This window comes from Labedella populi (genome assembly GCF_004078655.1).
In the GTDB taxonomy this organism is placed as follows: domain Bacteria; phylum Actinomycetota; class Actinomycetes; order Actinomycetales; family Microbacteriaceae; genus Labedella; species Labedella populi.
The window spans coordinates 561,233-574,784 of sequence record NZ_RZNC01000001.1 but is presented as its reverse complement, the minus strand read 5'-3'; the positions used below and the strand labels follow the sequence as shown (position 1 = coordinate 574,784).

The window sequence follows — 13,552 nt, the reverse complement described above, 5'->3', positions numbered from 1 at the left end:
GTGTGGCACCCACCCTCGTTCCATGCACGATCGGCTGAGGGGGTGCGCGGCACCCCGTGTGGCTCGCCCTTCTTGCGGCCGAAGCGGGGTCGGAGACTCGAAGCATCCAGTCGGTCATCTACTTCGGAGGCACCATGACCATCCACTCCTACCGCACGCTCGGCAAGACGGGACTGCGCGTCAGTCCCTTGGCACTCGGAGCCATGAACTTCGACGACGGCACCTGGGGCTCTGCACCGCAGACCTCCTTCGAGATCCTCGACCACTACGTGGACGCGGGCGGCAATTTCATCGACACCGCGAACCAGTACAACGCCGGGAAGTCCGAGCAGACGCTCGGCGACTACTTCGAGCAGCGATCCGGATTGCGCGACCGCGTCGTACTCGCGACGAAGTTCGGCGGCACTCTGCACCCCGCGGACCCCAACGCCGGCGGAGCAGGACGAAAGGCCATCTACACGCAGCTCGACGAATCACTGCGCCGTCTCAAGACCGACTACATCGACCTCTACTGGATGCACCAGTGGGATCGGCACACCCCGATCGACGAGACCCTCTCCACTCTCGACGACCTCGTACGAGCGGGGAAGGTCAGGGCGATCGGCGTCTCGAACGTACCGGCTTGGTGGGTGGGGCAGTCCGTCGGGCTCTCAGGAGCACACGGCTGGGAGCGCATCGCAGCACTTCAAGTCGAATACTCGCTGCTCGCCCGCACTCCCGAGGGAGAGCAGTTCGGAGCGGCCCGTGCGCTCGGCCTCGGCGTCACTCCCTGGAGCCCGCTGGCGTCCGGAGTGCTCTCGGGCAAGTACTCCCGAGCCGTACGATCCGTGGAGGGATCGAGCCGGTCAGGTTACGCCTCCCCCAATCTCACCGAAGACACGTTCGTGCTCCTCGACGCGCTAGCGGAGATCGCCGACGAGCACTCCGCCACCGTCGCTGCGGTCTCGCTCGCGTGGGTCAGGCAGCAGGCGGAGGTCACATCGACGCTGATCGGCGCCCGAACCGTCGAGCAGCTCGAGGCCAACCTGGCCTCGGCCGACGTCGTGCTGTCCCCCGAGAACATCGCCCGGTTGTCGGCTCTCACCGAGCCGACGCTCGAGTACCCGATGAATGTCATCCGAAGCTTCGCGACGGGCTTTCTCCAGGGCGACACCTCGATCAACGGCCTGAACTCGACCGCATTCGCCCGCGCATGACCGCCCCCGTCGACGCTCGCGCGGGTACCCCGCCGAGCGGGGACCACCGCGCGACACCGCTCGAGTTGTTCTTCGACCTCGTCTACGTCTTCGCCTTCACTCAGGTGACGCACCTGATGGCTGCCGAGGCGAGTGTGACGAGCGTGCTCGGCGGTGTCGCGGTTCTCGGAGTGCTGTGGTGGTCCTGGGCTTCGCACGCCTGGCTGGCGAACCAAAGCACGGCCGACCACGGAGTCGTCCGGGTGGGGATCATCCTCGCGATCGTGATGGTCCTCGCACTCTCGATCGCCATCCCCGAGGTATATCCGCGCCCCGGTGAGAGCCGTTTCGGGGCGCTCCTGTTCGCAGTCGGCTTCGTGGCGTTGTCGCTCGCCTACACGGGCGTGAACATCGTCGTGGCCGGCCGAGACCTGCCACTGCGCCGCCAGGTGCTCCGCACGATGGGCATAACCATCGTGCCCGTGTCCGCCGCATTGATCGCGGGGGCAGTACTGGGCGGGACCGCTCAGCTCACGCTGTGGTCGGCGGCCGTGGTGATCGAAGGCATCACCGTGTACCTCACCTCTCGCAACGGCGAGTGGCAGCTCCCGTCGGTCGGACACTACGCCGAGCGACACGGTCTCGTCGTCATCCTGGCCCTCGGAGAATCGATCATCTCGATCGGGCTCGGAGCCACTCACGCCACCCTTTCGCCGGTCGTCGTCGTCGGTTCACTCCTCGCCGCGACACTCGCACTCGGGATGTGGTGGCAGTATTTCGACCGCCTGCCCGCGACTGCCGAGCGCTATATCGCTGCCCTCACCGGTACACGCCGCACCGCGGTAGCGACCGCCGGCACGTACCTTCATTTCGGGATCGTGGCGGGGATCCTCCTCGCCTCCACGGGGATCGGCAGCGCCATCGAACACATCGACGTAGCGAGCCATGCGGGAGCCTTCACGGCAACGGCCCTCACGGGCGGGGTCGCACTGTTCTTCGTGTCCACAGCGGCCTACGTCTGGCGCACGACCCACCGTCTCCCCCGGTCCAGCGTGGTCGCAGCAGGCCTCGCGCTCGCATTGACCCCGGCGATGTCGCTCATTCCACCTCTCACCGCACTCGGCATCATCGCGCTGCTGACGCTCGGGCTCACCGCCTACCAGCGCCTGTGTGAGCATTCGCCTCACCCCGACGATCTGTGACACAATGACTTATGTACCGATTGGTATACAAGAGAAGGAGGCGAGGGCATGGCAGTCTCCGGGCGACCGCGCGGCTTCGATCCCGATCGCGCCCTGGATGATGCGGTCGATGTCTTCTGGCGTCGCGGCTTCGACGGGGCCAGCATGTCCGAGCTGACCGCAGCAATGGGCATCAGCCGGCCGAGTCTGTACGCGGCATTCGGTGACAAGACTCAGCTCTTCCAGTCAGCGCTTCGCCGCTACGTCGAACGCAGCATGGGCTACGTCACGGACGCCCTCGCTCGACCGACGGCTCGTGAGGTGGCGGAGTCGTTCCTCACCGGCAACGCTGTCGCGGTCACCATGCCAGGGCGTCCCGCCGGCTGCCTCTCGGTGCAGGCTGCGGTGGCGACGGAGGGGTCGACGCAGCTGGCTGCACTCACGGAGAACCGAGCGAGGATCGAATCCCTCTTCGCCGAGCGATTTCGTCGCGCGGTCGACGAGGGCGATCTCGCGGAGGATGAGGACCCGGATGAACTCGCAGCGTTTCTGATCACCGTGACCAGCGGGTTCGCCATCCGCGCCGCAGACGGGACGACCCGGGAAACGCTCTTGTCCATGGTGCGGCGGATCGTGGCCGGCTTCCCCACACCCCTCGTTTCCCCCCGCTCCACCGAACACCCATCAGTCGACTCGAAGGAGACCGCCCGTGTCTGAGCACACATCGTCACTGTCCATTGCGCGAGACCAAGCCCTCGCCGTCCGATCCCAATACGAGGTGCTGGAGGAGCGCTTCAACGGGAAGACCTGGTCGCTGCACGAACTCATGATCGGCTTCTCGAACGACGTCGGTTACATCGGTCGACTCCTCCTCGCCCACGACGGCACCTGGGGCATCGACGGCGATCCACGCGCCGAGCTCGAACACAAGCTCGCGGAGTCGATGTGGTGGACGTTTGTCCTCGCCGACAAGCTCGGCATCGACCTGGACCAGGCCTACGCCGAGACGATGGCGAACATCAGCGGTGGCCTCGAGGCCACCATAGCCCGCACCCGCCCCGACCACTCGAACTGACCCGTTTCCGCCCCCGCCACAAGACCGACAGGAGTGATAGTGTCCGCCACCACGCTCTCCGAGCACCTGCATGCGTCGGACGATCCGGAGTACGTCCGGACTCCTTCTGTCGACTACGTCGCCGTCCTCGGCGACGGCGCGCCCGGCAGCGATGAGTTCTACCGCAAGAAGATCCTGGTCTCCGATATCGCCCGCGCCCTCGCCCAGAGGGAGGAGACGCCGGTCGTGGAACTCCAGTTCTGGTACCCCGAGAACTCCACACCCGCGGAGATCGCCGACTTCTACAGCGTGAACCCGATCCCATCCCTGCTCTATCGGGTACTGGCGCAGATCCCGGCAGGCACGACCGACGAAGCCATCGCCTCAGCACGGACCCGGGCGGCGAGCGCCGCGGACACCGCCTCCGACGCCGTCACATCGTTCACGATCCCCGAGCAGGACGTGGTTCAGGTCATGCATCATGGGCCGTTCTCGGACGAGTATGCAACACTCGCGCGCCTCGGAGAGTACGCACGACGTCAGGACCTGCACCGAGCCGGCCCGCATCACGAGATCCATCTCGACGCCTTCACCCGGACCACGCCGCAGGACACGCTCCGCACGATACTGAGGGACCCCGTCCTCTGAACCACCTGCGACTCGACGCTCGGCACGGTCGGCGGAGCGCGAGATTGTCGGCTGCGCCCGCGCCCTGTGGACCTACTCGGATGCGCTCCCCAAGGAGGCGATCAGCAGCCGAATCGGGTGAGCAGGGGGTCGCGCAGACCGACGCAGTCGTAGGTCCAGAACGGCTCCGGGTAGACGAGGCGTCCGCTCATCCACTCCTCGTGACCGTCCAGCAGCGCCACCTGGAACGCGGCCTCGGGGATCCGCCGGCTCGGCCGCTCGAAGCCGAGCGGCTCGGCGGCTGAGAAGCCCTGGCGCGAGTAGTAGCTCGGGTCGCCCTCGAGGAAGATCGCCGGTGACGCCAGTTCCTCCGCCGACGCGAACGCGTCGCCGAGCAGCTCGCCGCCGATCCCCTGCCCCTGGAACGCCGGGAGCACCGCGAGCGGACTGAGTACGAGGACGTCGAGGAGGGCGGCGCGCGCATCGACCCACGAGTGACTCAGCAGGACGTGCCCGACGATCTCCCCGTCGAGCTCCGCGACGAGTTCCGCACGGGCGTACCCGGGGCGGAGCGCCTCCACGAGACCGAACACCTTGGCCCCGTCCGACCCGAACGCCTCGCGGACGACCCGCTCGACACCCGCGATATCGGCGTCCTGCACGGAGCGGACGATGGTTTGCTGACCCACCGGACCAGATTACCGGGAGACGAAGCCCCCGCGGACGACGCCCGGCCACGGCGGCCCGATTGTCGCGACACGGCGGACTGCTATCGTCCGAACCGGTGCAGAGGCACCTCGTGTCGACGGGAAGGCCGTTCATGAGTACTCCGGTTCCCCTCCGCTCCCGATTCGGGCTCGTCCGGATGACGGCGCGGGATCCGGACCAGCCGCACCGGACGGCGAGTCCACTCGAGCTGTTCTTCGACCTCGTTTTCGTCGTCTCGGTCGCGATCTCATCACAGAACCTCCACCACCTCGAGAGCGAGGGGCACATCGTCAGCGGTGTCGGCCCCTACCTCATGGTCTTCTTCGCGATCTGGTGGGCGTGGATGAACTTCACGTGGTTCGCGACCTCGTTCGACACGGATGACTGGCTGTACCGCGTCACGACGATCGTCCAGATGGGCGGCGCGCTCGTGCTCGCGGCGGGAGCGGCGACGGCGATGATCGACGGAGAGTTCACCCTCGTGGTGCTGGGGTACGTCGTGATGCGGCTCGCCATGGTGACGCAGTGGCTACGCGCGGGGATCAGCTCGCCCGGCCACCGCGCGACGGCGTTGCGGTACGCGGGTGGCATCGCCGGCCTCCAGATGCTGTGGGTGGCATGGTGGCTCGCCATCCCCGACGCGTGGCAGCCGATCGGCTTCCTCATCCTCGCTCTCGTGGAGGTCATCATCCCGCTGTGGGCGGAGCGACGCGTCGCCACACCGTCGCATCCGCACCACGTCACCGAGCGGTACGGCCTGTTCACGCTCATCCTGCTCGGGGAGTCGATCCTCGCGTCGGCGAACGCCATCATCGACGCGATCCACCACTCGGAGGAAATCGCCCCGCTCCTCACGATCGCGGTGACGGGGCTGATCCTCGCTGCCGGGATGTGGTGGGTCTACTTCGCGCGTCCGCAGCACGAGCGCCTCACGACGTTCCGAGGTTCGTTCGTGTTCGGGTATGTGCACTACATGATCTTCGCCGCTGCGGGGGCGTTCTCCGCAGGGATCGAGGTCGCGATCGACCATGACACGAATCAGGCGGACCTCGATGCGGCGGTCGCGGCCGCGACGACCACGGTCCCCGTCGCCCTCTTCATCCTCGGCATCTGGTTCCTCGCCCTCCGCGACCGGCTGCCCGCCTGGGCGAATGCCGCGGTGGTGATCCTCGCGGTCGGGCTCGCGGTGAGCGCGCTCGGTCCGCTGAGCCTCGTCGTGGCCGCCGTCATCATGATCACGATCGTCGTTGTGCTCGAGGTGACCCGGGAGCACACTGGGGCATGAGCGAAGACGCCTCTCTCACCGAACCCCCGACGTCGATGTATCAGCGCATCCTCGGCGCGGACTACTCGGCGCTCGACCCGCGCCTCCAGCGCTACTTCGGCCCGATCCCCGCCGGCTGGGTGGGATCAGGGGCTGGCGTCTACCGCGTCGCGGGATCCCGGCGCCGATTCCTCCGTCCCGTACTGGCCCTGATGGCATGGCGGCACGTCCTCTTCCCCGAGCTCGGACACGATGTGCCGTTCGAGGTCACCAACATTCCGAGGAGGAACGGCGGGCTCAGCGCCGTCCGCACGTTCGCCTTCCGCGGCCGCACCCGGATCATGGAGGACGCCATGATCGTCCGGTGCGGCCGCCTCTACGACAGGCTGGGGAAGCGTGGCGGGCTCGGCGTCACGATCCGACTCTCGGTCGTCTCCGGCGCCCTGCACATGACGTCCACGGCCCTCGCCGTGCACGTCGGCCGCGCGCGGGTCCCGCTCCCGCCACTCGCCACGATGCACCTCCGTGAACACATCGAGGAGAGGGATCCGTCACGTCAGCACGTCGACGTCCGAATCGACGCCCCGTTCCTCGGAGAGATCTTCCGCTACACCGGATCCTTCACCTACACGATCGGACCGTCTCCGGAACGGTGAGGTGATCCGACGATCGTGCTCATCGCGGGCTGCGCGAAACGCCGTGTGGCGCGCCACCAGCGAGGTGACGCGCCACACGGCGTTCAGGGTCGATCAGGCCCGCGCGCGCTTCCGCGCGATGAGGACCGTCGCTCCGGCGAGCAGCAGCAGGAGCGCGAGTGCCGCGATGGGCGCCACCGTCGTTCCGGTCACGGCGAGGCCGTCACCCGTTCCGGAACCGGATCCGTTGCCGGCTCCTGATCCGTCGCCGGTGCCGTTGTCGCCATCTCCGTCTCCCGGCGCCGCAGCGGCGAGGACAGTGATGTCCGTCCAGCCGATGACATCGTTCGCTGCGTCGGTCACGGCGATGAGGTGCTCACCGGCCGTCGCGTCGAGCGGGATGGTCGCCGTGACCGAACCCGTCACCGAGACCTGCTGCCAGTCGGCGATGAGCGTCGGAGCGGAGTACATCCACACCGCGACCCACTCGCCGGCGCGCTCGGCACCGACGAAGACCGAGATCTCCTGGCCGGGCTTCACCTCATCCGGCGACACCGAGATCGCGTCCTCGAGATCGGCCGGGAGGTCCTCCGAGTCGACGCCGACGGGCGCCTCGATCGGCTTCTCCGGCTGCGGCTCGGGCTCCTCTGCGGCGTTCACTGAGACGGGCACGCGGAAAACGGTGCCGGACGGCTGCGCCGTGAGCACGATCTCGCTGTCCGCTGCAGCATCGGCCGGTACCGTGAGCGACACCGACGCCGCGCCGTTCGCGACGGCGATCGGATCGAACGTCGCGTCCGATCCCGTCCACTCCGCCGTGAGCGAGGTGTTCACCGGGCTTCCGAGGGACGTGAGGTCGAGCGACGAGACGTCGAACGTGACGGTCGAGCCCGGCTCGACGATCTCGGTCGGTGCGTTCGTGACGGACACGCTCTTGCGGTCGAATTCAGGAGACAGTCCCTGGTTCTCCTCGAGGTAGGAGATCCACGCGTCGCGGTCGACGAGACCCGAGTCGCGCGTCTGCGCCCCCTCCGCGAAGACGCGGAAGTTGTCGCCGCCCTGCAGCAGGAAGCTGAAGGACCCGACACGGTAGTCCTGAGCGGCGACGAGGGGCTCGCCGTCGATCCAGATTCCCGTGACGCGGTCACCCTGGGCACGAGATGCGTCGTAGGTGTACTCCACGTTGTCGGACAGGCCGAGCTTGAGGAACGGCCGCGACGGGATGGTGCCGTCGGCGTTGGTCTGCCACTGCTGCTCGAGCGCTTCCTTGAACTGCGCACCCGTGAGGGTCGTGGTCCAGAGGTTGTTGAGGAACGGCAGGACCGCGTTCGCCTCGGCGTAGGTGATCGTGCCGTCCGGAGCATAGAAGAGCTCCGCGCGCAGACCGCCCGAGTTCACGATGCCGATCTCGGCCCCGCCCCGCTCCTCCGAGGAGAGGATCGACTGGAGCGCGTCGGCGACGGTGTTGCCGAGCGTCGATTCGCTCGCGCGGTCGTCACGAGTGCCGCCGGTCCACTTCCCGTCGACGTACGATCCGCCGGCGAAGGCTGTCGTGATGTCGGCGGTGACCGAACCCTTCGGCTGGTTGCCGATGACGGCGGCCTCGGCGATCGCCGTGTCGACGATGGCCTTGACCTCCGCGACGCGAGGGTACGCCGTGACGAGGACGTCGTCGGCGACCGTCGTGCGGCTCACGTTGCGAGCGGTGTACGACTGCACGTCGCCCGTCTCGGGGTCGAGCGTGAGGACAACGTTTCCGATGTTCTCGCCGTAGCTGCCCGTCTGGAGCACGGGACGGGTCTCGCCCTCGACGCCCGGGACGGGAGCGTCCCACGCGTACTGCTTGTGCGTGTGACCCGTGAAGATGGCGTCGACCTCTGCCGAGGTCTCGGTGACGATCTCGGCGAAGACGCCGCCGGCGGCGACCTCCTCCTCGAGCGTCGCACCGTCGGGCGCGCCCGCGCCGGCACCCTCGTGGTAGTTCGCGATGATGACGTCGGCCTCACCGTTCGCGGCATCGCCGTCCGTGAGCTTCGCCGCCACGCGGTTGACCGCTTCGACGGGGTCGCCGAAGTCGATCGACGCGACGTTGTCGGGAGACACGAGCGAGGGGGTCTCCTGGGTGACGGTGCCGATGAAGGCGACCGTCAGGCCGTCGATCTCCTGCAGGGAGTACTCCTGCATGGCGGGGGTCTCCGTGCCCTTCTCGTACACGTTGGCGCCCAGGTAGTCCCAGTCCGCTTCGGTCTCGATGCGGTCGGTGAGATCCGCGAAACCCTGGTCGAACTCGTGGTTGCCCACGGCGCTCGCGACGAGCTCGAGCGTGTTCAGTACGTCGATCGTGGGCTGGTCACCCTGCGAGGACGATGCGAAGACCGAGGCACCCACATTGTCGCCGGAGGAGACGAACATCGAGTTGTCGTCGCCGTACTCGGCCTTGAGCTGCTCGATCGTGCCCGCGAACTTGACGGTGTTGGCATCGATGCGACCGTGGAAGTCGTTGATGTCGATGAGGTTGAGGTCGACCGGGAGAGCGTCGACCGAGTAGCCGACGAGGATCGGGTCGTGGTCGCTGGAACGGAAGACGCTCTCGTCGTAGAAGTTCGTCGCGTTGTAGTTGTAGCGGCTGTACTCCTTCGCGATCGCCTCACCCGCGTTGATGTTCCAGATGTCGACACCGGTGATCTTGGCGTCGGCGGCCGGGGAGGCGTAGACGTGGTCGAGCGATCCGCTCTGCCCGCTGAACGAGTAGCTGTACTCGCCCGTCTTCGATCCCTGGTCGACGTAGCCGGCCTGGGTGAGGACGACCGACGGGTCCTCCATCGTGTAGGCGTTGAAGTCACCGATGAGGAAGACCTCGTCGGTTCCGAGCTCGGTCTGGAGCTCGTTCGAGAACGCGACGAGGGCGTTCGCCTGAGCGACGCGGGAGGCGTTGGAACCGCCCTGTCCGTCACCCTGGTCGGCGTCCGCGCCGGATCCCGAACCCTTGGACTTGAAGTGGTTCACGATCGCGAGGAACGTGCCCTCGGCGTCCGTGACCCGGAACTCCTGAGCGAGCGGCTGACGCGCGTTGTTGAACGCGGGGTCGAGGAGCACGCGCGAGTCACCGACGGGCTGCACGGCGGCCTGCTTGTAGATGAAGGCGTTGCGGATGACGTCTTGCGAATCGACGGAGGGGAGCTCCGAGGCGTCCGGCGAGGGCACGAACGCCCAGACGTCGTCGCCCGCGGCCTCGTTGAGAGCCTCGACGAGGATCGACAGGGCCTCGTCGCGATCCGTGCCGAACTTCACCGAGTTCTCGATCTCCTCGAGGGAGACGACCTCGGCACCGAGCCCGTTGATCGCCGCGACGATCTTGGCCTCCTGGCGCTCCAGGTCTTCGTCCTCGGCGGCGCCGCGAGCGGCACAGCCGCCGTCGATCGTGACGGGGTCGCCGTCGCGGTCGCGGTAGTACTCGCAGCCAGCGAGCTCGTCGCCGGTCGTGGTGAAGTAGTTGAGGACGTTGAAGCCGGCGATCTGGATGTCGCCGCCCACATCGGCCGGCTTCGCCTCGCGCACGTCGCTGAAGGTCGCAGGCAGGTCGTCTTCCGCCGTGAGCTGCGTCGTGGGCTGGAACTTCCATGCGGAGTTGCGGTAGTCGAGGATGACCTCCTCGGTGAACTCGACGGCCGACCCGACGGTGATCGCCGCGTTCTGCGTGAGGTATGGGAGCGGGATGTCCTTGTTCGCGTCGGAGCCGAGGAAGTTGATCGACGCTCCGTCGTCGAGGGTCACGGCGCGCGCCGCGTTGTCCGCGACGGCGGCCGTGTACCCGGCCGATCCGGGTCGCGCGATCTCCGTGGGCGTGATGAGCGGGGACTCGCCGGCCGCGAGACCGAGCTCGGCGTACTGGTTGGTCGAGTACGTGTTGCTCACCGTGAACCCGCCGACCGGCGCCACGAGCATGCCTTCGAGCGCCTCGCGCTTGCCGGCATCGCTCGGGTAGGCGATCGTCGCCGCTTCCGGCGCCTCGACGGTGGAGGCGTCGAGCTTCTCGAGACCAGCTGCAGAGCCCACGGTGATCTGCGTGAGGTCGTAGTAGTCGCCCGCGACTCCCGTCACCTTGACGTAGTCGCCGATGGCGACCGAGGCGACCGTCGAGGCGGAGTAGACGAAGATCCCGTCCGATGCGGTGTGCGTCGCGAGGTCGATCGCGCCGCCCGTGCCCGGCGTCTGGATGTAGTAGCCGTTGAAGCCACCCGACGGATAGGTCGCCGTGACGACACCCGTGGTCGTGACCGTCTGGCCGGCGAACGGGGACGTCGTCCCCGCGCCCTGGATCTGGGCGATCGTGACGGGCTCGCTCGGGGCGGTGGGCTCCTCGGGCTCGGTCGGCTCCTCCGGAGACTCCGGCATCTCACCGGCGGCGTTCGTCGGCGTGGGCGCGCCCGCGAGGAAGTCGGCGGAGTTGTCGTCGGTGTCGACGCCTTCGGTGCGGGCGATCGACGTGGTGAGCGAGGCCGCTGTGGAGGGCGACGTCTCGAACGTGTTCGACGTGCCGTAGCCGAGGAGATCCACGATCGCCTCGGCGTCCACGAGCGAACCCGTGGCGGGCGCGGTGAGAGCGGTCGCCTGATCAGCGAGGAAGATCGTGCCGGACGAGCCGCTGAAGGAGGCACTCCCCGATGCATTCGGCGTGGGAAGCGGGTCCCCGATGTCGCCGGAGGCGTTGTTCGACGCGCCCTGCACGAGGTAGTAGCCGTCGGCGGCGATCGAACCCGAGAGCGGGATGACGCCCGTCGGGTTGCTCGTGCCGCCTGCACTCCGGTACTGGATCGACATGCCCTCGAGGGAGATGTCGGTGTCGGTGGGGTTGTACAGCTCCACGAACTTGTGGGTGTACGCAGCCCCGTTGCTGCCTCCGTTCAGGAAGGCCTCGCTGATGACGACATCGCTGCCGTCGACGGCGGCTGATGCCGGGGCCGCCACCCCGATGAGGGGAGCCGCGACGAGCGCGCCCCCGAGAAGCGTCGCGAAACCCGCCCTGACGGGTCTCGTGGCTGGCTTGGACAATGGATCTCCCTCGGATCGCGACAGTCGAACTCGGTCAGGCTACGTTGCGCGTCCGACATTGAGAAGATCCTCAGGTTTCGGGAAAGTGAACTCTCGCGAAGTGAGAGCGCCGACGCCGTTTCCGCCGTCGGGTGAACGTCGACGGCGAGTCGCCGCGGACGTTCACGGTCGCGGGTGACACGTCGTACGACCACCAGCTCGCTGCGCTCCTCGATGCGTTGCGTTCGGGCGCACCGCTGTCCACCCCGGGTGAGGACATCGTCGCGAACGCTGAGGCGATCGAGGCGACCGCCGTCGCCGCCGCCATCGCCGCACCCGCGGAGTAGCAGCAGGGGCGATCGAGACGACCGTCAGCGCAGCGCGTGCTCGCCGATGTAGGCGCGGAGCGGGTTCTCGTCGTTCGGCATGTCGGCCGTGCGCTGCTGCGCCTCGAGAAGCGCACGCGTCGCAGGGTCGACGGGCACTGCTTCGCCCAGAGCCTCGGTGATGGTGTCGGCGAACTTCGGCGACTTCGCCGTCTCGAGGACGAGCATGGGCACGCCGGACTCGGTGTACTCCCGCGCGACCTTCACGCCGTCGGCGGTGTGAGGGTCGAGGACGACGGACGCCGTCTCGGCGAACGAGCGGATCGTCGCGAGCCGGTCGGCGTGCGTACTCGTCCCGCTCACGATTCCGAACTCGGACTCGAACCGGTGCCTCTCCGCCGAGAGATCGATCTGGCCCGTGGCGCTCAATTCCTGCCACGCCGCGGCGGTCCGCTCCGGGTCGCGACCCAACAGCTCGAACACGAAGCGCTCCAGGTTCGACGCCCGGGACACGTCCATCGACGGGCTCGACGTCGCGAGCGTCTGCTCGGCCGAGCGAGGACGGTAGACGCCGGTGCGGAAGAAGTCGTCGAGCACGTTGTTCTCGTTGACCGCGAGGACGAGTCGGCGGATCGGCACGCCCATGAGGCGCGCGTACTGGCCGGAGAGGATGTTGCCGAAATTGCCGGACGGCACCGCGAACGACACCTCGAAGCCCGCACGCTCGCCCTCAGGGAGGGCGTCCGTGGCGCGAAGCCACGCCCAGACGTAGTACGTGATCTGCGCGGAGATCCGGCCGAAGTTGATGGAGTTCATCGCGCCGAGGTGATGGGCGCGCTTGAAGTCGAGGTCCTCGGAGAGCCGCTTCACGAGGTCCTGGCACTCGTCGAAGACGCCGTCGACGACGATGTTGTGCACGTTCTCGTCGTGCAGCGAGTACATCTGCGCGCGCTGGTACGGGCTCATGCGGCCCTCGGGCGAGAGCATGAAGATCGCGATGCGCTCGCGACCGCGGACGGCGTGCTCGGCGGCGGACCCGGTGTCGCCGGACGTCGCACCCAGCACGTTGAGGACGCGGTCGGCCTTCGTGAGCGCGTACTCGAGGCCCTCGCCGAGGAACTGCATGGCGAGGTCCTTGAAGGCGAGCGTCGGGCCTTCGGACAGGCCGACGAGCGTGAGGCCCTCGCCGATGTCGCTGAGCGGAACGACCTCGGGGCTCGCGAAGCGGCCGGCACCGTACGCCGACTCGCACAACCGCGCGAGGTCGGCGCGCGGGATATCGGTCGCGAAGAGCCCGATCACCTCGGAGGCGAGACCGATGTAGTCGAGCTCCCTCCACCGGTCGAGTTCGGCGGCGTCGATCCGTGGCAGCTCGGCGGGAACCGCGAGCCCCCCGTTCGGCGCGAGGCCTTCGATGAGGACGTCGGTGTAGGTCCCGAGCGAACCGCCGCGGGTGGAGATGAACTGCACGATGGGGGCCTCGGTCGCTTGCGTCGATGTTCGATCGGTGGTCGTTGCCATTCTACGGAGCCTCGAGGACGGGGACCCCGC

The 13,552-nt window shown here is 67.8% G+C and carries 11 protein-coding genes; 8 read left to right on the top strand and 3 right to left on the bottom strand.

Annotated elements, in window-relative coordinates:
• The first annotated feature begins 134 nt into the window (after positions 1-134).
• The 5 genes from ELQ92_RS02870 to ELQ92_RS02850 are packed head-to-tail and all read left to right on the top strand — an operon-like array spanning position 135 to position 4,058.
• Positions 135-1,196: an aldo/keto reductase gene (locus ELQ92_RS02870; RefSeq protein ID WP_128497459.1), complete on the top strand. Its 1,062-nt coding sequence runs from the start codon at positions 135-137 to the stop codon at positions 1,194-1,196.
• Positions 1,193-2,377, top strand: a complete 1,185-nt coding sequence (locus tag ELQ92_RS02865; protein WP_128497458.1) for a low temperature requirement protein A — start codon at positions 1,193-1,195, stop codon at positions 2,375-2,377. The genes ELQ92_RS02870 and ELQ92_RS02865 overlap by 4 nt, the downstream gene beginning before the upstream one ends.
• A gap of 48 nt (positions 2,378-2,425) precedes the next feature.
• Complete coding sequence (locus ELQ92_RS02860; protein ID WP_128497456.1) at positions 2,426-3,073, top strand: TetR/AcrR family transcriptional regulator; 648 nt, start codon at positions 2,426-2,428, stop codon at positions 3,071-3,073.
• Positions 3,066-3,431, top strand: coding sequence for a nucleoside triphosphate pyrophosphohydrolase family protein (locus ELQ92_RS02855; RefSeq protein ID WP_128497454.1), 366 nt, complete (start codon positions 3,066-3,068; stop codon positions 3,429-3,431). Before ELQ92_RS02860 ends, ELQ92_RS02855 begins: the two co-directional genes overlap by 8 nt.
• A gap of 39 nt (positions 3,432-3,470) precedes the next feature.
• The gene (locus ELQ92_RS02850) at positions 3,471-4,058 is read left to right on the top strand and encodes a GyrI-like domain-containing protein (protein ID WP_166426688.1); all 588 of its coding nucleotides are present in this window, start codon (positions 3,471-3,473) and stop codon (positions 4,056-4,058) included.
• A gap of 101 nt (positions 4,059-4,159) precedes the next feature.
• On the opposite strand, the gene ELQ92_RS02845 is transcribed toward ELQ92_RS02850, so the two are convergent.
• Positions 4,160-4,726 carry a GNAT family N-acetyltransferase gene (locus ELQ92_RS02845; RefSeq protein ID WP_243694832.1) on the bottom strand — a complete coding sequence of 189 codons (567 nt, stop codon included), beginning with the start codon at positions 4,724-4,726 and terminating at the stop codon, positions 4,160-4,162.
• A 131-nt stretch (positions 4,727-4,857) separates the two neighbouring features.
• Between ELQ92_RS02845 and ELQ92_RS02840 the strand changes: the two genes are divergently transcribed.
• The gene (locus ELQ92_RS02840) at positions 4,858-6,030 is read left to right on the top strand and encodes a low temperature requirement protein A (RefSeq protein WP_243694831.1); all 1,173 of its coding nucleotides are present in this window, start codon (positions 4,858-4,860) and stop codon (positions 6,028-6,030) included.
• Positions 6,027-6,665: a DUF4166 domain-containing protein gene (locus tag ELQ92_RS02835; RefSeq protein WP_128497451.1), complete on the top strand. Its 639-nt coding sequence runs from the start codon at positions 6,027-6,029 to the stop codon at positions 6,663-6,665. Before ELQ92_RS02840 ends, ELQ92_RS02835 begins: the two co-directional genes overlap by 4 nt.
• A 93-nt stretch (positions 6,666-6,758) precedes the next feature.
• Here the strand turns inward: ELQ92_RS02835 and ELQ92_RS02830 are convergent, their stop codons facing one another.
• Positions 6,759-11,696: an ExeM/NucH family extracellular endonuclease gene (locus ELQ92_RS02830; RefSeq protein ID WP_243694830.1), complete on the bottom strand. Its 4,938-nt coding sequence runs from the start codon at positions 11,694-11,696 to the stop codon at positions 6,759-6,761.
• A 131-nt stretch (positions 11,697-11,827) separates the two neighbouring features.
• Between ELQ92_RS02830 and ELQ92_RS02825 the strand changes: the two genes are divergently transcribed.
• The gene (locus ELQ92_RS02825; protein WP_128497449.1) at positions 11,828-12,022 is read left to right on the top strand and encodes a hypothetical protein; all 195 of its coding nucleotides are present in this window, start codon (positions 11,828-11,830) and stop codon (positions 12,020-12,022) included.
• A 24-nt stretch (positions 12,023-12,046) separates the two neighbouring features.
• Here ELQ92_RS02825 and thrC read toward each other — a convergent pair whose 3' ends face one another.
• Complete coding sequence (gene thrC, locus ELQ92_RS02820) at positions 12,047-13,471, bottom strand: threonine synthase (RefSeq protein ID WP_128497999.1); 1,425 nt, start codon at positions 13,469-13,471, stop codon at positions 12,047-12,049.
• Positions 13,472-13,552 lie beyond the last annotated feature (81 nt).